This is a genomic window from Tangfeifania diversioriginum (assembly GCF_900141875.1).
GTDB classification, from domain to species: Bacteria; Bacteroidota; Bacteroidia; order Bacteroidales; family Prolixibacteraceae; genus Tangfeifania; species Tangfeifania diversioriginum.
In genome coordinates this window covers 257103-279053 of sequence record NZ_FQZE01000001.1, presented here as the reverse complement: position 1 = coordinate 279053, position 21951 = coordinate 257103, and the positions used below count along the sequence as shown (strand labels likewise).

General features: G+C 40.8%; 14 protein-coding genes. 9 read left to right on the top strand and 5 right to left on the bottom strand.

Annotated elements, in window-relative coordinates:
• Positions 1-39: 39 nt before the first annotated feature.
• The 5 genes from BUC07_RS01115 to BUC07_RS01095 form a co-directional block, all read right to left on the bottom strand.
• Positions 40-414 carry an HYC_CC_PP family protein gene (locus BUC07_RS01115; RefSeq protein WP_073164256.1) on the bottom strand — a complete coding sequence of 125 codons (375 nt, stop codon included), beginning with the start codon at positions 412-414 and terminating at the stop codon, positions 40-42.
• A 62-nt stretch (positions 415-476) separates the two neighbouring features.
• Positions 477-905 (bottom strand): RrF2 family transcriptional regulator, encoded by a 429-nt coding sequence (locus tag BUC07_RS01110; RefSeq protein WP_073164253.1) that lies wholly within the window; start codon positions 903-905, stop codon positions 477-479.
• A 2-nt stretch (positions 906-907) separates the two neighbouring features.
• Complete coding sequence (locus BUC07_RS01105) at positions 908-1513, bottom strand: hypothetical protein (RefSeq protein ID WP_139279429.1); 606 nt, start codon at positions 1511-1513, stop codon at positions 908-910.
• Between the two features lie 76 nt (positions 1514-1589).
• A complete protein-coding gene (locus BUC07_RS01100; RefSeq protein ID WP_073164248.1) occupies positions 1590-2759 on the bottom strand; it encodes a hypothetical protein in 1170 nt (389 codons plus the stop codon).
• A gap of 51 nt (positions 2760-2810) precedes the next feature.
• Entirely contained in the window at positions 2811-3422 is a 612-nt protein-coding gene (locus tag BUC07_RS01095; protein WP_083578029.1) for a YceI family protein, read from the bottom strand.
• A gap of 414 nt (positions 3423-3836) precedes the next feature.
• Between BUC07_RS01095 and BUC07_RS01090 the strand changes: the two genes are divergently transcribed.
• From BUC07_RS01090 to BUC07_RS01050, 9 genes are all read left to right on the top strand, one after another.
• Positions 3837-6710, top strand: a complete 2874-nt coding sequence (locus tag BUC07_RS01090; protein WP_073164243.1) for a triple tyrosine motif-containing protein — start codon at positions 3837-3839, stop codon at positions 6708-6710.
• A 248-nt stretch (positions 6711-6958) separates the two neighbouring features.
• A complete protein-coding gene (locus tag BUC07_RS01085) occupies positions 6959-10123 on the top strand; it encodes a SusC/RagA family TonB-linked outer membrane protein (RefSeq protein ID WP_073164240.1) in 3165 nt (1054 codons plus the stop codon).
• A 21-nt stretch (positions 10124-10144) separates the two neighbouring features.
• The gene (locus BUC07_RS01080; protein ID WP_073164380.1) at positions 10145-11671 is read left to right on the top strand and encodes a RagB/SusD family nutrient uptake outer membrane protein; all 1527 of its coding nucleotides are present in this window, start codon (positions 10145-10147) and stop codon (positions 11669-11671) included.
• Positions 11672-11698: 27 nt separating this feature from the next.
• Entirely contained in the window at positions 11699-13159 is a 1461-nt protein-coding gene (locus BUC07_RS01075) for a PKD domain-containing protein (protein ID WP_073164238.1), read from the top strand.
• Positions 13160-13295: 136 nt separating this feature from the next.
• Positions 13296-15563, top strand: a complete 2268-nt coding sequence (locus tag BUC07_RS01070) for a glycoside hydrolase family 3 N-terminal domain-containing protein (protein ID WP_245792596.1) — start codon at positions 13296-13298, stop codon at positions 15561-15563.
• A 122-nt stretch (positions 15564-15685) separates the two neighbouring features.
• Positions 15686-17461 (top strand): family 16 glycosylhydrolase, encoded by a 1776-nt coding sequence (locus tag BUC07_RS01065; RefSeq protein WP_073164233.1) that lies wholly within the window; start codon positions 15686-15688, stop codon positions 17459-17461.
• A gap of 194 nt (positions 17462-17655) precedes the next feature.
• Positions 17656-18390 carry a protein-L-isoaspartate(D-aspartate) O-methyltransferase gene (locus BUC07_RS01060; protein WP_083578028.1) on the top strand — a complete coding sequence of 245 codons (735 nt, stop codon included), beginning with the start codon at positions 17656-17658 and terminating at the stop codon, positions 18388-18390.
• Positions 18391-18473: 83 nt separating this feature from the next.
• The gene (locus tag BUC07_RS01055) at positions 18474-20861 is read left to right on the top strand and encodes an efflux RND transporter permease subunit (RefSeq protein WP_073164230.1); all 2388 of its coding nucleotides are present in this window, start codon (positions 18474-18476) and stop codon (positions 20859-20861) included.
• A gap of 10 nt (positions 20862-20871) precedes the next feature.
• Entirely contained in the window at positions 20872-21855 is a 984-nt protein-coding gene (locus BUC07_RS01050; protein WP_073164227.1) for a polyprenyl synthetase family protein, read from the top strand.
• The last annotated feature ends 96 nt before the right edge of the window (positions 21856-21951 follow it).

Sequence of the window (21951 nt, the reverse complement as noted above, 5' to 3'; positions counted from 1 at the left end):
CCCTGGATTTAGAGTGCCTTTTTGCTAATCATAATAAATTCACAAACGATATACCTGTATTAGTGAAAGTGCTTTGAGTGTAGTGAGTGGCGGTGGGGATTCAAATAAGATAAATGCCTTTTTAATAGCTGGTTTGGGAAGTTGCCAACTGGTATTAAATGAAAAGTTTTCAAAAACACTGAGCTGATTGAATGCCGGTATTTTTGAAATTAGTGGTGTCGAAAAATCTTCGTCCAACTGATAGAAGCTGGACTCGTTGTGGCAGCATTCACCGGAATCGCAGCAGGGGTCGGCTTCGCCGAAAAGCGAGGTAGAAACCAGAAAATCGCCACAGTAATGCTGAGATACAGCCATCCCTGTTGTTACAAGCAGCAACAAGAAACTAAAAAGTATGTGGCTTATTTTTCGTAGCATTACAATTATTTTTTCACAAATATCAACAACCGATGCAAAAGGAATGTTTAAAACCGGAAAATCTAAACGGCAATATCATCGAGTTTGACCTGTTCTTGCATTAAATTTTTAATGGTTGTCGATTTAAAATATTCGATAATCTGGTTGTTCAGTTGTCCCCAAAATCCTTTCAGTGCGCAGTTATTTTCGCGATTGCATTCAAAATCAGGGGCAATGCAGTCAATCACGCAAATGCCCGGTTCAAAAGCATTGTGTATGTCGTAAACTGTAATTTCAGATGGTTTTCGCGTTAATACATACCCACTTTTGCGGCCGTGTGCTTTTGTTACAATTCCTGTGGCTTTGAGTGAGCTTAAAATATGGTCGAGGTATTTGTATGAAATGTCCTGATTTTTTGCAATGTCTTTCTGGTAAATGCCTTTTTCATTGGCGTTTAATGCAATTTCAAGAACTGCTCTTATTCCATATCTTGTTTTTGTGCTAAATTTCAAAGCTACATTTTTTCAGTTAAAATTTCTTCGGTTTCGAAATTGAAAACAAAGTTAATAAAAACCTTATTCTTAACCTGTACCAGTCCCATAAGTTTCTGTGGCGGGTCAATTTCAAAATCGGTGAGTTTTAAAGAGAAACTTCCATCGAGCAGATATCCACCGTCAAGTTTTGATTCAACGCGGCAGGGGACAACGTATTTTTGCGCTACTCCGGCAATTGAAATTTTCGTTTTAAAATTGGTTAACCCGGTGGTTTCGTCGAAATCGGCCAGCTCTTTTTGTTCAATAAAAATAGTAATGAAAGGATAGTTGCCGGCATCCACCATCTCTTTAAAATCATCCACCATTCGGTCATTTGGTCCTGAAAAATCATCCACTGCTATCTGAATTTTCCGGAAAGTTCCACTGTTTGTGACAGCTTCAGATGCTTGGCTGATTGACGGACTGATATTTGTTAATTCAAACTCATTTACATTTGATGAACCCTTTATTGAAATGTAATTTTCATATTCGGTTTTCCCATCGGTATCAGTTCTGCCTGATGCAAAACTTGAGGATTGTATTGATGCAAAAATTGCAAGCAGGAAATAATATGTTATAAATTTCAATTTCAAAATAATTGTTCTGGTAAATTAAATGGGGTGCCCGTTGATTTTACGGGCAACCCTTCAATTTTTTATATTTTTAGAATGAGATGGCTGCTTCGAGTACCAACCCATTGAATTTTCCTCCGTCGATGTTGCCATGTGCAGCACCTTCGTATTCCTGGTTCACGTAATCGAGTTTCACCAACACATTATTTACCATGTACCAGCCGCCACCAATATTAAACCGGTTTACTGATGAATCGTTATTGTCTGATACCTTGTTGAGGCGTGTGCCAACATAAAAACTTCCCAATCTGTAGATAGCCTGCAGGGCTGTTTGGGTAAAGTGCTGGTCGTTTCCACCCCGAACTCCTTTCATGGTTTCGTAAATTCCAAATACTTCGAGCCCGTGGAATTGCAGAAATAAGTTGGCCATGTAACTGTTCATTTCGGTTTGTCCGCTTCCGGGTGACCATCTTCCAGAACGGAAATTGTCTCCCTCGGCATCTGCCGTTTGCATTACATTGTAATAGCGCGCACCGGCACGGTCGCCACCCCACAGGTATGAACCACTGTGGCCTTCGCCAACATGGTAGCCCGATAGTGTTGCTCTGAGCCTGAGGTTGTCGGTAACATAATCGTCATATCCCAGCTTCCAGTTAAATACCAGGTCTTCGCCAATGTCATTCCCGCGTCCGTAATTCATGCGCCCGTTGTTGGTGCCTACCAGTGCGAGAAAACCGTTTTTGCGAAACAGGATTTCGAGACCGGGGTTTGTTGTGTAAGAATCCATAATCCAGTTGCCTACAAACGGATTATTGATTACAAAAGCATTGTTGCTCCTGTAAAAGTGGGCATCGCCGTAGTTAGGCATCATCACTCCAGCTCTTATAGTAAAATCTTTCATCAGATTGTCGGCCGACGGTAAAAACGGAAATTTGTCGATGGTGAGGTAACCGCCCTCAACCCATGCTTCGTTGTGGTGTCGCGACGACATGTAGTTGTTCATAAACAGTTGAATACCTGGAGCCAAATCGGCAGTGATGTTTAAGTTGGCTGTGGGCAAATTGAAGTTGTTTTTCAAATCAATTAGCTCCACTGGTGCTTCGTGGTCGAGCATTTGCAGTTGCAATGCAAAGTCACCACCTACTTTTACCTTCAGTTTGTCAAATTCATGGTCATCTATTTGAGGTTGCTCAAATTGTTGTGCAAATGTGCCAAAGCCGAACAAAACAGCCAGGCTGAATAAAATCATTTTCCTTTTCATCTTTCTTTTTTTTGATTTTAGAGATTTGTACTAATTCAGTCTTTTAAAATTTTATTTGTTTGTTGCAGAAAGTTCATCTCTGCTTTTGTTGAATTTGAAGCTGTACTTTACAGTGATTTTATCGTCGGTTTCCACAGCCCCAAACATTGCTGATGGTGGTTCAATACCAAAGTCAGTCATTTTTAATGGTATTTCTCCGCTCACTATCAGTTTATTAGTCCCCTCTGGCTGGTAATTTGAGGTGATGTTTATTTTTTTCGATTTTCCGGCAATGGTTAGTGTCCCGGTTAAATCAATTTTATCATCCGATAGTTTCACGGCATCGCCCGAATTCAGCTTAAACTTAATTTCCGGATGTTTTTTTTCCTGTAATGCGTCGTGCGCTTTGTTGTTCATAATCCTTTTGTCGCTGGTAATGTCTGACACCACGCAGGTAAAATCTACCGACGAAACTTCTTCAATGGTTCCATCATTCATTTTAAGGCTTGTTTCACCACTAAATGTTTCAGCTTCCATTTCCCAGTCGTGAAGGTTTGATGTGCCCGAAACAGTCAATTTGCTGTTCTCTTTGTCTAAAACAAAATCTTGCTGAGCCGTTGCCACAACAGAAAATGTTGCTGCTAAAATGCTCAATGCGAGATATCTAAATACATGCTTTTTCATTTTTTTTAATTTTAATTATCAACTAGTCCTATGCGTCCTATTGCAATGGTAGGATAAAATAACAAAAATTATTCCACGCTTAATGAATTTTGTAAATGTTCTAAAACAGATTTATTAAACTATTAACATTGGAAATTTGTTATCGTTTTGTTTATCAAAGCCTTGTAAGGCAAAGCAATGTGTCTGGAGTTTAGTTCAATATAAATTACAAGGAATTTAGTTTCAAAAAAATAGAATAGAGATGAGCGAAATTCCGGGATTTTTGTTCAGACTATTGTATAGTTATCTTAGGTAAATTTAAGTTTGTATCTTTATTGTAGTCTGTTAATTTATAGCAGGCATTATGTGACACATTTTGATGGCACGGACTGTAATATTAAGAATTAATTAAGCGATAATAAAGAATAATTTTAGGTGCAGAGAGCAATTATAATACTATTTTTTTTTCTATCATTTAAAACGGTTGCCCAGGTAAAATCCACTGGCACACCCTACATTGTTAATTACAATAAAACTGAGTACAGCGCAGGTACCCAAAATTGGGGAATTGCGCAGGACGAAAATGGATTTATGTATTTTGCCAATAATGACGGCATTTTGCGTTTCGACGGGTTTCACTGGGATTTAATTGAAATTTCCCGGTCTGCCCCGGTAAGATCAATTGCTGTTGATAAAGCAAACCGCGTGTTTGCAGGCCTGAATAACGATTTTGGCGTATTGCAGCAAAACGGTACAAATCCGCCTTCTTTTCGAAGCCTCCGGCACTTGCTGCCCAACCCGGAAATTGAATTTGGAGAAATTTGGAAAATTCATGAAATTCCGCAAGGAATTGTCTTCCAATCTTTCGATTACCTGTTTTTACTCAACAATAATCAAATTGAAGTAATTGAACCCCAAAGCAGATTTCATTTTTCATTTAATGTCAACGATCGGCTTTTTTTACACGAACCAGAAATTGGTTTGTTTGAATACATAAACGGAAGTATCAATAAGGTACCATGGGCCGGCGAATTAAAAAATACGGAAGTCTGGTCGATTTTGGAAATTAAAGATAACCACCTTTTAATAGGAACAAGAAATAGCGGAATTTTCAGGTTTGAAAATGGGGTGCTTAGCAGATGGGATACCCCGGCCAATGATTTAATAACAAAAAACAAATTATTCAGCGCTGCGAAAATAATGGATCGCCAGTTTGTGTTTGGTACCATTTTGAACGGCATTGTTATAACCGATATTGATGGTAATATTTTGCAGCACATTAATAGCGGCAGAGGGCTGCAAAAAAACACGGTTCTTAGTGTATTTTCCGACCGGAAAAATAATGTATGGCTTGGGCTCGATAATGGAATTGATTATATTGAAATTAATTCGCCACTGAGTTTTATTACCGAAAATGAAGGCCTGGGAACTGGCTATTGCAGCCAGGTTTTTCAGGATAAGCTCTATTTGGGTACAAACCAGGGATTATATGTAAAGTCGTTTACTAATTTTTCGGAAAGTGAAGAAACTTTTAAATTGGTGGAAAATACTGCAGGACAGGTGTGGTCGCTCGATGTTTTTGACGGTCAGTTAATTTGTGGCCACAACTCAGGTACTTTTCTCATTCAAGACGACCGTGCTGTAAATATTAGTGAAGACGAAGGGGCATGGAAATACATCAGGCTAAAAGAAAACCCTGATTTGTTACTGGGAGGCCATTATAACGGGCTTGTGTTGCTGCAAAAAACATCAGATGGCTGGGCTTTTTACAAAAAAGTGAAAGGTTTTAATGAATCGAGCCGGTTTCTTTTCGAGGATGACAAGGGAAATATTTGGATCAGTCATGGCGGGAAAGGTGTATTCAAGGTTCGGCTGAATGAATCAACTGACAGTGTTATTCAATACAGCATTTATACCGAACCCGACGGCCTGCCATCAAACGAAAATAATATTTTATTTTCCCTGAATAATGAATTTTTCATTTCTGGTATTGATGGTATTTATAGCTACCAGGAATCTTCTGACTCTTTTAAAATATATGATCAGTTTAATGAGTTATCTTCCCTCGATGGTCAGTTGCTAACTTTAAAAACCGACGAATCGGAAAATATATGGTTTATCGCCCAGAATGAATCGGGTGTGCTGCGCCGCAACGAGGACCTGAATTATACTAAAATAACGGCTCCTTTTAAGCCGCTGAACGACAAATATGTGAACGGATTTGAGTTTGTATATCCGTATAGCAGCGACCATGTCTTTTGGGGGTTGGACAATGGATTTGCACACTACTCGTCAAAAATTTTTAAATCCTATTCCGAAGAATTTCAGTGCTTCATTACAAAAGTGGAAATGCCCTCAATCGATTCTACAATTTACTTTAATCCGAACCATCCTAACACCGGAATTGAAGTTCCTTTTAGAAGAAATGCATTCCGTTTTCATTATGCAGCTCCTTTTTATGAGAATTTGGACAACCTGCAATTCAGCTATTATCTCGACAATTATTCTGAAGAGTGGTCTGGCTGGACTTCAGACCACTACCGCGATTTTACCAACCTGCCCGAAGGAAATTATTCCCTGCGGGTAAAAGCCAAAAATATATATGGTATTGAAAGTGAGGTGGCAGTCTTTAATTTCACCATTTTGCCTCCATGGTACCGTTCGCAAATAGCCTGGTTTGCCTACTTGGTTCTTAGTGTTTTACTGATTTTTTTTATCGTTAAGTTCGTTCTGCACCGCATTGAATTGTCACGGAGGAGGGAAATCCTCAAACACGAAGCCGAGCTGAAGAAAAAGGAAGAAAAGTACCAGCATCAGGCATTGGTAGCCGAAAAAGAGATTATCAGGCTGCGAAATGAAAAGCTTAAGAGTGAAATGCTGCATCGCGACAAAGAACTGGCAAATCAAACCATGAATATCATTCATAAAAATAAGTCGTTTCTCCAAATCAAAGAAGAAATACAACATTTGTTAAAGAAAACGGATGACAACCAGCTTAAATCCAAACTCATATCATTGAACAGAAAGCTGAACAAAGAGATAGACAACAAACAACAAAATCAAATATTCGAAACCTATTTTGATGAGGTTCATGAAGATTTTTTCAAACAATTGAAACATAAGTTTCCCGGTATTTCACCACGTGAAATGAGGCTTTGCGCTTACATTAAAATGAATTTAACGTCTAAGGAAATCGCTGCTTTGTTAAACATTACCGCACGTGGGGTTGAAATCAGCCGTTATCGATTACGGAAAAAACTGAACCTTTCACGCGATACCAATCTATCAACCTTTTTATCAAATATTTGAAAATACTCATTTTATACTTGCACTAATCTGTTTGTTTATTTGCAGTATTTACTTTAGGCTTGCAGGTTGATTCAAATTGCTGTATATCAGAGTTTAAATATTTCAATGATGAGTTTTTGATGTATTTGCATTTGCGCATTGAAGTATTTTTGTAGCGCTGTTTTTTTCGGAATAAAGGATCTCAGGTTGCATTTTTGAACTTTATGAATTTAAAATGAGATATTAAAAAATGTAAAAATCGAGATCCTATGAAAAAAATTCTTTTTTTGTTTTTATGTTCACTTTTTACGCTCGGCGCATTTGCTCAGGAACTTACGCTTAAAGGCGTGGTTACCGCGGCAGATGACGGACAGCCTCTTCCGGGAGTGTCAGTGGTAGTTCAGGGAACTACAACCGGCACGGTTACCGATTTTGATGGGAACTATGAATTACAGGTTCCCTCTGATGCAGTAATCCAGTTTTCGTTTATTGGTATGGAAACCCAGGAAATACCAGTGGACGGACGTACTGAGATAAACGTAAGGCTGGAAAGCACAGCTTTCGATGTAGATGAAGTAGTTGTGATTGGTTACGGTGTTCAGAAGAAAAGTGTTGTTACGGCTGCAATTAGCAGCGTTGACTCTGAAGATCTGGAAAAAACGAATCCGTCACGTATTGAAGATGTCCTTAAAGGAAAGGTTTCAGGCGTCCAAATTACACAGAGTTCTGGTCAGCCAGGCTCCGATTCAAAAGTCCGAATCAGGGGTGTTGGTACAATTAACAATAGTGAACCACTATACATTGTGGACGGAATGGCTGTAGGAGGCGGTATTAGCTACCTCAATCCGTCAGATATTGAATCGATTGAAATACTGAAGGATGCTGCCTCCGCCGCTGTTTATGGTGCACGTGCTGCAAATGGTGTTATTCTTGTTACTACTAAAAGTGGTTCAGATGGTCCGGCAAATGTAAGCTACGATTTCTCATACGGGTGGCAAAACCCATGGAAAAAGAAATCGGTACTTGATGCTACCGAGTACATGGTTATCATGAACGAAGCTTTATTGAACGATGGTAATAATCCACGTTACACACAGGAACAAATTGCCAATGCAGGAGCAGGCACCGACTGGCAGGATGAGACATTCAACTATAACGCTCCGGTGGTAAATCATCAGGTAAGTATTGATGGTGGTAGTGAAAGAGGAAGTTACTTCCTTTCCTTTGGATACTACAACCAGGAAGGTATTGTTGGTGGTAACTTCGATAAATCAAATTATGAGCGCTATAGTATCCGTTTGAATAATACATATGAATTATTTGATTACGATCGCCTGCTGTTAAGCAATTTGCGAGTTGGAGTAAACGCAGGCTATTCGCGCGTACTGTCAACAGGAATTGAAACCAATACTGAGTATGGTTCGGTTTTAGGTAGTGCGCTTACTTTTAATCCTCTCGTTCCTGTATATTCCGAAAATCCTGATGCTGTTCTGGAAAATTATCCAACAGCTGTTACTGATAAAAATGGCAATGTATTCTCAATACCACCATCAGGATTCCAGGAAATTGCGAACCCGGTAGCAATGCTTCATGCCCCAACAAGCAATTTGAATAATGAAGATAAGTTTGTGTCATCATTCTGGGGTGAACTTGAAATCGTTGAAGGCCTTAAGTTTAAATCAAGCTACGGAGTTGACCTTGCTTTTTGGGGATCTGACGGTTATGAGTTCCCACATTTTCTTGCCACACAAGGCAAACATTTAACACGCAGCCATGTATATTCAAACATGCACCGTGGTTTCACCTGGCAGGTTGAAAATACGCTGACGTATAACAAAACATTTGACGATAAGCATAATTTGAACATATTACTTGGTCAATCGGCCGAGCAGTATAAACTGCGTGAATTGTATGGCGATGATTATGACTTATTGGAGTATAACCCTGACAAAGCGGTAATTAACTATGCCATTGCCGATCGTGACGATGAGCGTGTTGCTGGTGGAACCGGTGGTTTTTCATCACAAACACTGGCTTCATACTTTGGACGTGTTGATTATAACTATGATGAAAGATATATAATGCAGGCCACTGTTCGCCGGGATGGTGCTTCAAGTTTCGGACCTAATAACAAATGGGCAATCTTTCCGTCAGTTTCAGTTGGATGGAACGTAATGAACGAAGCATTTATGCAAGACGGTGCCGAATGGCTGGATTATCTTAAATTACGCGCCAGCTGGGGAATGAATGGTAACCACCGTATCGAATTATTTGGTTATACCAGTTTGATGGATGGAAACCAGAATTACTATTTTGGTTCTGGTGACAATTCAACTATGCAGTACGGAAGTAGTCCGGCCCGTATATCAAACCCCGACCTTAAATGGGAAGAATCAACTCAAATTAATATTGGATTAGATGCAGGATTTCTTGAAAATGCATTGATGTTTGGGTTTGATTACTTTAAAAAAGAAACCAACGGTATGTTGATGGCCCAGCCAATTCCTGCTTATGTGGGTAAAGGTGCACCATTGGCCAATGCCGGTGATATGGAAAACAGTGGGCTTGAATTCAGCTTAACTTACAGAGGAAATGCAGGTGATTTTAATTATAATGTATCTGCTAATGCTACATACTTGCAAAACGTGCTCATTAATATGGGAAACGAATCGGGTGAACAAATTTACGAAAGCGCAGGCGCCTCAGGTGTAGGGGATTTTGTAAAAGGTGAAAACGGTGAGGTATTCCCCTACTTCTTCGGTCATAAAACGGATGGAATTATTCAAAACCAGGCCGAAGCTGATGAATACAACTCAACCTATGGCGAGAGAGCACAGCCCGGCGATGTCCGGTTTGTTGATATTGCCGGTGCAACTGATGAAAATGGCAATGAAATAGGTGACGGGAAAATTAATGATGCCGACCGTACTAAAATTGGTAAGGGAATGCCCGACTGGACTTACGGTTTGACACTGGGTGCCGACTGGAAAGGGTTCGACCTCAACGTTTTCTTCCAGGGAAGCTTTGGAAATGATATTTTTGACTTTTCGCAACGTGGCGACATTCCATCAATGAATCGTCCCTCCTGGATACTTGACCGTTGGATTGGTGAAGGCACATCAAACCAAATTCCACGTGTTACAAACCAAAATGTTAATCGTAACTGGAGATCATCTGATTTGTACATCAAAGATGGTTCATACGTGCGCCTGAAAAATATGCAGTTAGGATACACGTTGCCGTCTAAAGTTATCAGCAAAAAATATATTAAGCGCTTGCGTGTGTTTGTCTCAGGTGAAAACCTGTTAACATTTACCAAGTACGATGGCTTTGACCCTGAAATTGCTTCAGGTGGATACACTACAATTGGAATCGACCGTGGTATTTATCCTCAGGCACGTACCGTATCAGTTGGTGCTAACATCACATTTTAATCAATAAAAATGAACAACATTATGAATAAATACATCAAAATATTGTTAATCGCTACACTCTTTTCCGCTTCTTCATGTAGCGACGATTTTCTGACAATATACCCGACTTCATCGCAGGAAGCAGGAGGTGAAGCAACCGAGGGCGCTATTTTGGCAAACCTTGGTTCATGTTACCAGATTTTACTATTCGACAGTTATGCCGATTATCAGTATAACAGTGTCGTTCTGATGTCCGACCTTCGTTCGGATGATATTTTCAAAGGTGGCCAGAATGCTGGTGACCAGGCATTCCTTTACCGCTTATCGCAGCTTGATGCAAACGCAGAAGAACTGCCCGAAGGACTATGGAATATTTACTACAGTGGTTTAAGCCGGACCAATAACGCTATTTCAGCTTGTGAAAATGCCATTGGTGTTTCAGAGGAAAAAGTAAATCAATATTCTGCCGAAGCTCATTTTCTGAGGGCATACTATGTACACTGGCTTTGGAAATTCTGGGGCAATATCCCTTATTTTGAGGAAGATCTTCCAGAACCATATATGTCTGAACAGTACACTGCCGATGAAATTTATACTCAAATAATTGAAGACCTCGATTATGCCATTGAAGGCGACAAATTGCCAATGCAAACCACACCTCAAAACGATGGTCGTGCTACAAAAGCTGCTGCTATGATGTTGAAAGCACGCGTGGTTATGTATCAACAGGATCAGTCTCGTTATAATGAAGTAATGGCCGATATGGCTGAGATTATCAGCAGCGGTGATTTTGAATTGGCTGACTACGCATCAATTTGGACCCGTGACGGTGAATTTGGCTCCGGCTCTATTTTTGAAGCCAACCACTTACCCGAAGGTAAAGACTGGGGTGCTGCATGGCAGGGATACGGTACTAACTTACCGGCTTTTATTTCTCCTAACGAGTTATTAAGTGGTGTTGATCAATTAAGTGGTGTTGCCAATTATATAGGTGGCTGGGGATTTGGCCCTGTTCGCGAACAAACTGTTGAAATATTTGAAGATGGTGACGCACGCCTTCCGGCTTCAATTAATTATTTTGAAGAAGGTACTTATACTCCACGTTTCCAGAATACCGGTTACTTCATGGCTAAATATGCAGCTCGTGCCGGATACAACGAGGCTCCTTACACGCAGGATTTGAACTACGAAAACAATGTTCGTATTTTCCGCTATGCCGAGACATTGCTAAATGCTGCTGAATTGATTGTAATTCATGGTGTTGCACCGGTAGATGGTGTTTCTGCCCAGAATTGCCTCGATATGGTACGTAACCGTGCCGGGCTCGAATCAATACCGGCAACTGCTGAAAATATTAAGCTTGAGCGTCGCCGTGAATTTGTGGGTGAAGGAATGCGTTTTTGGGATGTTGTTCGTTGGGGAGACACGCAACAACTCAATGATAACCTTCCTGAGTTTTCATCGGTTCGCACATGGGAACCTTACATGAAATATTTGCCAATTCCACAGTCGGAAATTGATAAAACCGAAGGGGAGTTTAAGTTGCAGCAAAACGAAGGTTATAACTAGTAGTCACCATTAAAAAAGGAAATTATTATGAAGAATATATTTAAAACAGGAATGTTTGCCGTATTAGCAATAATACTAATAACAGCTTGTGAACCACAGGTAATTGATGATTATGAGCTGGGAACTGCGCCCACTGCTGAAGATCTGAATTTCAGTATGGAACCCACTGCTGAATCAAATAATATCATCGCATTTACGAATACTTCTGAAATGCCAGGAGTGGCAGTTTGGGATTTTGGGAATGGTTCAACTTCAAAAGGACAGGTAGTTGAAGCGCAGTATCCATTGAAAGGTGCTTACGAGGTTACTTTGACCCTGGCAACAAGCGGTGGCTCTGCTACATTAACCAAAACAATTGATATTGCAGAAAATGACATGGCTTTGCTCGACCATCCGCTATATACGCAGTTAACGGGCGGCGTTGAAGCTCTCGAAGGTAAAACCTGGGTATTCGATCAGTATCATGCAGGGCATTTTGGTGTTGGCCCGGTAGAATCGAATTCTGCTGACTGGTGGAATGCCGCGCCAAATGATAAGCTTGAATGTTCGCTTTACCACAATACTTTTACATTTAAGCAAGTAGGTGTTGAATTTATTTGGGAAAACAACGGTATGGTTTATACAAACCAGGCTGGTGTTGATGCACTTGCTGCCGAAGGTTATACCAATGCTACTGTTCCTCCGGCAGGTGATTTTGACGTGGAATATACTCCGGCCGATAGCTATAGTTTTACGCTTAATACATCGGATTCAACCATTGTTTTGAGTGATGGAGCTTTTATGGGACATTATGCCGGAACGTCAACCTACAAAATCTTGTCTATTTCAGATAATGAAATGTACTTAAAGGCAGCAAGTACTGTTGAGCCGGGCAATGCGTGGTTTTATCGTTTTGTTCCTGAGGAACTTAACGTTGAACCACAAAAGCCTGAATTACCTTTGGAGGCAGAACCATTATCAGAAGATTTTGAAGATGAAAGTTTTGATGTTGTTTTCGACGGACAGGAAATGGGCGATTTAACCAGTTATTCTTATTCAAACCCTGCCCCTGTAGGTGCTAATTCTTCATCAAAAGTGGCCTTGTACCAAAAACAAGCCGGCACTTTCTATTCAAATATGTTTTTTGTTGCCGATGGTTACAAGTTCGACCTGGGTACACAAAACAAAATAACCATGAAAGTATATATCCCTTCTTACAACGATTATGAAACAGAAAATAATGTTGCAGGAAGTTGGATTACCAATACTAAATTGTTACCTGCCCTGGCCGTGAAATTACAGAACAGCGAAAAAGGTGACATGGCATGGGAAACTCAAACCGAAATTATCGAGAACGATATTGTGATGGATAAATGGATTGAATTAACATTTGATTTTAGTAGTGTTGCCGATCGTGAAGACTACGACAAGATTGTTGTTCAGTTCGGCATGGAAGGACATGATGGCGGTGGTGTTTTCTTCTTCGACGATTTCCGTTTTCACGAGTAATAATTGTTAACCATTTTGGATTAAATATTATGGGTTTGTTCGTTTAGTTAAGGCAATCAGGCTGTTCTAACGGGCAAACCCTTTTTATCCTCTCATCGTTTTACTACTTTATAAAAATAGATTTTATATATTCCGAATGATACAACGATATGTAATGTTTAAAAAAACTTTTTTGATTGTTGGGGGGTTGATGATATTTTTGGGCGGATGTTTGCCTAAATCAACCCAAAAATCGAATAACAATATTGAAGCTAAGGTAGATGCCCTGGTCGAAAAGATGACCCTCGACGAAAAAATCGGACAGATGTTTCAGGCATCCGACTTTCATTTTTCAAGCGATGAAGATTTAAAAAATGCAGTGAAAGAAGGCCGGGTCGGTTCATTCTTAAACATTCAGGGCACTGAAAAGGTAGCTGAAATACAGCGCATTGCAATAGAAGAAAGCCGGCTGGGAATTCCGTTGCTTTTTGGGCGCGATGTCATTCACGGTTACCGCACTGTTTTTCCCATCCCGCTGGGAATGGCCTCTTCGTGGGACACCACCCTGGTTAAGCGAGCCATGCGTATTTCTGCGGTTGAAGCGGCTTCCATGGGTGTTAACTGGACGTTCGCCCCGATGATCGATATCACCTGGGATCCGCGTTGGGGCAGGATTGCCGAAACTACCGGCGAAGACCCGTTTCTTACTTCGCAGTTTGCCAAAGCAATGGTGGAAGGAATACAGGGAGATTTAAACAGTCCGTCGGCAGTTGCCGCTTGCGCCAAACATTTTGTGGGTTACGGCATGTCGGAGGCAGGCCGGGATTACAACACCACTTACATTCCAGAACCACTTTTACGGAATGTTCATTTAAAACCATTCAAAGCTGCCCAAAACGCCGGGGTGCTGACTTTTATGTCGGCTTTCAACGATTTAAATGGCGTGCCTACTTCCGGAAATGAATTTACGCTGAAAACAATTTTACGCGATGAGTGGAATTACAAGGGAATGGTGGTTAGTGACTGGGCTTCCATTGAAGAAATGATTCCTCATGGCTACGCTGCCGACAAAAAACACGCCGCTGAAATCGCGGTAAAGGCCGGTGTCGATATGGAAATGGCAACCACGGCATATATTGAAAACCTGAAAAAACTGATTGAAGAAGGGAAAATCAGTGAAGAGTTGATAGATGAGCGGGTGGCAAATATTTTACGTGTAAAATTTCAACTGGGCCTTTTTGATAAACCCGTTGAAAATGCAGCATTGAGCAGCGATACCATCCTGGCAGGTTCGCACCTGGCACATGCCCGCGAACTGGCGCGCAACAGCATGGTTCTGCTGAAAAACAGCAATCACGTTCTTCCGCTTTCCAAAGAAAATGGTTCGTTGGCAGTTATCGGCCCGCTGGCTGATGCGCCGCACGACCAAATGGGAACCTGGGTGTTTGACGGGAACGAAGAAGATTCGGAAACACCAAAAACTACCTTTCAGAATTTATTGGGGAACAGACTGCATTATGCCGCCGGATTGGAATACAGCCGCGACAAATCCCAAAAAGGTTTTGCGGCAGCGCTGGCTGCTGCAAAAAGTTCAGAAGCTATCCTCTTTTTTGCTGGCGAAGAAGCAATTCTTTCCGGTGAAGCCAACTCCAGGGGAATCATTGATTTGCCCGGCATTCAAACGGAGTTGATCCGGAAATTAAAGAAGACCGGAAAACCGCTGATTCTTATTATTATGGCTGGCCGGCCACTGGACATTCAGCAGGAACTGGAAATGGCCGATGCCGTTTTGTACGCCTGGCACCCGGGAACAATGGCCGGACCTGCCATTGCCGATTTGGTTTTTGGCGATTATTCTCCTACAGGTAAACTTCCGGTTACGTTTGTAAAAGGAGCCGGGCAAATTCCACTTTACCATTACCACAAAAACACCGGAAGACCGGCATCAAAATCAGATGTGATTCATATTGACGATATTCCGAGAAATTCCAAACAATTATCGCTTGGATTTAAATCCATGCATTTGGACTACGGTATTGATCCCTTGTTTCCTTTCGGATTTGGCTTGTCGTACACCAAATTTCAGTATTCCAATTTAAAACTTTCAAATAAGGTTTTAAACTCAAACAGTAACATTTCTGTTTCAGCCGATGTACAAAATATTGGTAATTTTGAAACTGATGAAATCGTGCAACTGTATATTCGCGACAGGGTGGGAAGTCTTACACGCCCGGTAAAAGAGCTGAAAGGATTCAAAAAAATCAGATTAACGCCGGGGGAATCCAAAAACGTTCAGTTTGAAATTGCACCTGCCGATTTGGAATTTTTTAATGGCGAAGAGTTTGCGACTGAACCGGGCGATTTCGATGTGTGGATTGGTCCCAATTCTGTGGATGGATTAAAAGGTGAATTTGCCTTTGAATAATCAGGAAATAAAAATTGATATGAAACGAACATGAATTTTCATTCTTCAAATTCACAACCAAGAAGAATTAAAATTCATTGAGAGTTACATCGAATACAAATGAAATAAACAATTTTAGTGAGATGAATAAAATTAGTTTTTTGATCATCATTCTTGTGTTAATCAGGTTCCCTGCGGGAGCCCAGGATTCCTGTTCATACCTGGTTTGGTCCGATAATTTTGAATATACCGGCGCACCCGACAGTGAAAAATGGGGCTACGATATTGGCGGCGACGGCTGGGGTAACAATGAACTTCAATATTATACTGACTCGAGGACCAACTCCTTTGTGCATGATGGAAAACTCACCATCAAAGCCGTAAAATCAAGCGGGAGTTGGACTTCTGCAAGGCTGGTTACCAAAGGGAAAGGTGACTGGCTTTACGGCCGCATTGAAGTAAAAGCCAAACTACCCGAAGGCGTTGGTACCTGGCCGGCCATCTGGATGTTGCCCACCGACTGGGAATACGGCGGATGGCCCGCGAGCGGCGAAATCGATATTATGGAACACGTGGGCTACGATTTTGGTACTGTTCACGGAACAATCCACACCGAAGCATTTAATCATTCTATTGGAACACAGCTGGGAAAATCGGTGGAAGTGGAAAATGTTTCCACCCAATTTCATGTATATACCATTGACTGGACTGAGTATGAAATTATATGGTATGTGGACGGGGATGAATATTACCGGATTGAAAATCCCAAAAAAACTTATAAGGAATGGCCGTTCGACAAACGTTTTCATCTCCTACTGAATATTGCCATTGGCGGTGACTGGGGCGGAGCACAAGGAGTCGATCCCAACTTGGATGAGGCAACCATGGAAATTGATTACGTGAAAGTGTTTCAGAAGGAGTTGCCGAAACCCGTGATAGACGGAAAAAAAAACGCTGAACCAAACGAGGAATTAATTTTCTCAACGCTTGAAATTCAGGGTGTTGAGTATGATTGGAGTTTTCCTGAAGGTACAGAAGTGACAGATGGCGAAGGTTCGGCACAAGTTACAGTAAAATGGGGGAATACTGGCGGAAATGTTCAGCTCGAACTGCAGTCGGATTGCGATACTATTGCTGCCGATCCTTTTTTTGTGACTACCGTGCAAAAACCTTCGGGAGAAAGCTTTGAGGTGCCGCTGTTCGACGACCAGAACAACAATCTTTGGCAGGCAGTTCCGGGCAATTCAAACCAGCTTGAATTGGCCGGAACGGCTTCCTTAATTGCCGGGTACGAAATAAACGCTCCCGGTGAAAATCCGCACATATTATATGAATTTCCCGATCCGGTTGATCTGACCGGTTTCAGTAAAATGGAATTTTCACTTAAAACCCCGGCACCTGTTCCCGGCTCTTTTCGAATAGATTTGGTAGATGCAAACGGCAAAGTAAACCTGAATGACCTGTTTAAAATTAACTCATTTGAAAGTGATGGAGATTTTCATACTTACACCTACACATTTGGCCAAAATCCCGACGGGATATACCAACTTGATTTAATTAAGTGGATAAAAGTGTATATCAATTACGGAATTTTTGGGAAAGAAGGAACAGGGCAGGTTGAAATTGAATCCATAAAATTGAAAAATTCCGCCACTTTTACACACGAAAATCAGTTTTCGAGCAACCTGAAAGTATGGCCCAATCCGTTTTACGACAACATCCAGGTTTATTCCCCGAACCTGCTGAGGAGCATTGAAATTTTTGACATGTCTGGAAAATTATTGCTGTCGAAACTAATGAGAAACCTTCACACTGCCGATTTAAAACTCAATGAAATCCCTTCGACATTTATTTTAAATGCCACTTTCCAAAATGGAGCTAGCCAAAGTGTAGTGCTTGTTAAAAGCCAGCAATACTAATCCATTCAGCATTACTATTTATTCAACCTGATTTTTCCCAATTTGAGTAACTCATTTGCTAAGGGTATAAATCAATGATGCGAACCGATTGGGTTTATAGGGGATATGTTGGGGAATTTTAAAAGTAATTCTTTATATTCTGAAGTAACCTTCATTTTTCTGTTTCGTTGATATCAGAAAAGGAAGGTTCAGCTATGAAAACTGGTAAAAAGGAATTAAGTCATTCAAAAGTTGTATTCACTTTAGCGCTGCTGTTTTTTTCCTTCTCAGCATGCGTTGGCCAGGAGGGAAACTTCAGCGGATTGCGCGAACAAATGGTAAAAACACAACTGGAGGCCCGTGGAATTGAGGATGAACAGGTGCTGAAAGCTTTCAGAAAAGTGGAACGCCACAAGTTTGTTTTGCCGCGCTATATTTCAATGGCCTATCAGGACTCGCCGCTACCAATAGACGAAGGCCAAACCATTTCGCAGCCCTACATTGTAGCTTACATGACAGAAGCGCTAAATCTTGAACAAGACGATAAAGTACTCGAAATCGGAACCGGTTCGGGTTATCAGGCGGCCATTTTAGCCGAAATTGTGGATTCGGTTTATACCATCGAAATTTTTGAAAACCTGGGAAATAAAGCGAAAAGTTTATTCGATGAACTGGGGTACACAAATATTTACACTAAAATTGGCGATGGTTACAAAGGCTGGCCCGAGCATGCCCCGTTTGATGCCATTATTGTAACCTGTGCACCAACTGATGTCCCCGAACCACTTAAAAACCAGTTGGCCGAAGGCGGAAGAATGGTTATTCCCGTTGGGGGAGATGCAGTTCAGCAGCTTGTTCTTCTCATAAAAAACCGGGATAAACTGAAGCAAAAAAGTATTTTACCCGTGCGTTTTGTTCCGATGCTCGATACCGATGGGAAAAAACGTTGATCACCTTATGTTTACAGAAACCCTATTCCTTTTTATAATTCGATTATTTCTCTTATTTTCGCGGCGTTTTTTTATATCAAATTATGTGGTTGAAGGTTTCGGGCATTATCCTCAGAAATAAAATACTTTTACTTGGCATTTTATTGGTTATTACTGGTTTTTTAGGCTATCATGCCCAAAAGGTGGAAATGTCTTATGAATATGCCTCGCTACTCCCGTCGAAAGATCCTGCTTATAAAGATTACCAGCAGTTTGTGGAAAAATTTGGGGAAGAGGGTAACCTCATAATTATTGGCATTCAGGATTCTGACTTTTTCAAGTTGCAACATTTTCAGGAATGGAAAAAACTGGGCGATAAGCTTTCGCAAGTGGAAGGGGTTGAAGATTTGCTCACGGTGACCAACACGTATGATCTGAAGAAAAACACTGAAGAACGGACTTTTGAAATTAAGCAGATTTTCCCGGATGCCATTTCATCCCAGGCGCAACTGGATAGCCTTGCCGCTGAATTTAAAAGCCTGCCTTTTTACCGGAAAACAGTTTACAATGCCGAAACAAATACTTACCTGCTTGCCATTACTGTGAATAAAGACAAAATGATGACCAAGGAGCGTGAGCAGATGGTCAAATCTATTCAGTCTGTTTGTCGGAATTTTGAGGAAAAGCAGGATGTTAAATTACGATATTCAGGATTGCCGTATATCCGGGTTGTAAATGCCATAAAAATCAGAAATGAGCTTTATCTTTTCAGTGTGCTGGCTCTTGCTATTTGTATTGTTGTTCTGTTTCTTTTCTTCCGCTCGTTCAAAGCCGTTTTTGTTCCGGTGCTTATTGTTGTAACCGGGGTTGTTTGGGCGTTGGGAATGCTTTCGCTTTTTGGTTATAAAATTACGCTGCTTTCCGGGATGATACCTCCGCTGCTTATTGTAATAGGGATTCCCAACAGTATTTACATGCTCAATAAATTTCATCATGAATATGTGAGCCACGGCAATAAAATAAAAGCATTGCAGCGTGTAATCATAAAAATTGGCAATGCTACTTTCTTAACCAACCTCACCACTGCCTCCGGGTTTGCTACATTTGTAATTGTAAAAAGCGATATTCTGAAGGAGTTTGGAATTGTGGCATCGCTTAATATTATGGGGCTGTTTTTGCTTTCGTTGTTGCTGATACCCATTATTTTCAGTTTTATCGGTCCGCCCTCTTCAAAGCATGTGAATCATCTGAATAACAGGTTTGTAAAAGGCATTATCCGAAAACTGGTTCACATAACCGGGTATAACCGAAAAACAGTTTATGCCGTTGCGGTTGCTGTGCTGGCAATTGGAGTTTACGGAATTACACTGATGAAAAGTTCCGGCTACATGGTTGATGATATTCAGGAGAGTGATCCCATTTACAAAGATTTGAAATTTTTTGAATCCAATTTCGATGGGCTCATGCCGCTTGAAATTATGGTTGATACAAAAAAAACCGGTGGAGTGATGCAGCTTTCCACTTTTCGCAAAATTGATCAGCTTGAGCAGCGGCTGGCTCACTATTCTGAACTCTCACCACCGCTTTCGTTGCTTAACCTGCTTAAGTTTTCGAAACAGGCTTTTTACAACGGAAATGAAAACTATTACAGTTTACCGAATAACCGCGAAAAGAATTTTATTTTACAATATGCCGATATTGGCGAGGAAGATTCAGGATTACTTCATTCGTTTATCGACAGTGCGGAGCAGGTAACACGCATTAGCATTAGGATGAAGGACGTAGGAACTAAACGGATGGAGGAATTGTATGCAGATTTTAATGCCGATATCGACTCCGTGTTTTCATCTGACAATTATGATGTAACCGTAACCGGCTCCAGTATTACATCTTTTAAAGGGACCCAGTATTTGCTGAAAAATCTGTTTACAAGTCTAGGTCTGGCAATTTTGCTGATTTCATTTTTCATGGCCATTATGTTTTCATCGTGGCGAATGGTGCTTATGTCATTAACGCCCAATGTAATACCACTTATTTTTACAGCAGCTATTATGGGGTTTGCAGCTATTCCCATTAAGGCTTCCACAATTCTTGTTTTCAGTATTGCTTTCGGAATTTCGGTTGATAATACCATTCATTTTCTTGCCAAATACCGGCAGGAACTTATGATTACAAACTGGGATATCCGTCGGTCGGTTGTTATGGCTTTAAAAGAAACCGGGGTGAGTATGCTTTACACATCTGTGGTTTTGTTTTTCGGATTTGGTATATTTGCGTTGTCGGGCTTTGGAGGCACGGTAGCTATGGGGGTTCTGGTTTCGTTAACATTGCTGGTTGCTGTTACATCAAACTTAATTCTGCTTCCTTCGCTGCTCACAGGGCTCGAAAGGCTTACCACAACCGAATCGTTTAAAAAGCCGCTGCTTCATATTTACGATGAAGATGAAGATATTGAGATGGAAGAATTAAAAATTACCGATAACAACAAATAACATTGATAGGATGTTTTCAACCGAGAAGCTGCTGAAACTAATTAATAATGAGCTTGTTGTGCAAACAAGTGAGCTGGCCGGGCAAAAACCCGGCAGGTTATACGAACCGGTGAAATATTCACTCGAAATGGGAGGCAAAAGACTGCGCCCGGTGTTGTTGCTTATGGCAAATAACATGTTTACTGATGATATTAAAGATGCGCTGCCTGCAGCTGTTGCAGTTGAAATTTTTCACAATTTCACCCTCTTGCACGACGATATTATGGACAATGCCGAAGTGCGCCGCAACAACCCAACCGTACACATGCAATTTAGCGAAAACAATGCAATCCTCTCGGGTGATGCAATGGCCTTTTTGTCCTACCGCTATTTGTTAAAATGCAGTTCAGCCCGGCTTTTTGATGTGGTTCATTTATTTACAAACACTGCCCTCGAGGTGTGCGAAGGGCAGCAATACGATATGGATTTTGAAGATCGCCAGGATGTTTCAGAAAAGGAATATATTGAAATGATCAGGCTAAAAACCGCAGTGTTAATTGCAAGCAGTCTGAAAGCAGGAGCTATACTTGCCGGTGCCGGGAACGAAATCTCCTCTTCCGTTTACGATTTCGGAATTAACCTTGGTCTTGCTTTTCAGTTACAGGATGATTTGCTTGACACTTTTGGAAAACAGAACACATTTGGGAAGAAAATTGGCGGGGATATTTTGGCCAACAAAAAAACATATCTGCTGATAAAAGCTTTGGAAAACGCATCGGGTGAACAGCGCAAAAAGCTTGAAAAATGGATGGTGCCAAAAGCATTTGATCCCAACGAAAAAATTGAAGCTGTTTTAGACATTTTCAACCAGTTGAAAATAAAAGATCTTGCTGAACAAAAAATTGACTCCTATTTCTCATTGGCCTCCGAAATACTCGATGCAATGCCTGTTGAAGATAAAAGGAAACAACCGCTGAAAGAATTAAGCAATAAGATGCTGGGGCGTAATCATTAAATAATTCAGGTTAATTCGTTTACAATTAATTCAAAACAATATTAACTTTGCTCAACTAAATAAAAACGGTATCTTTTGGGCCGCTTAAAAAATACT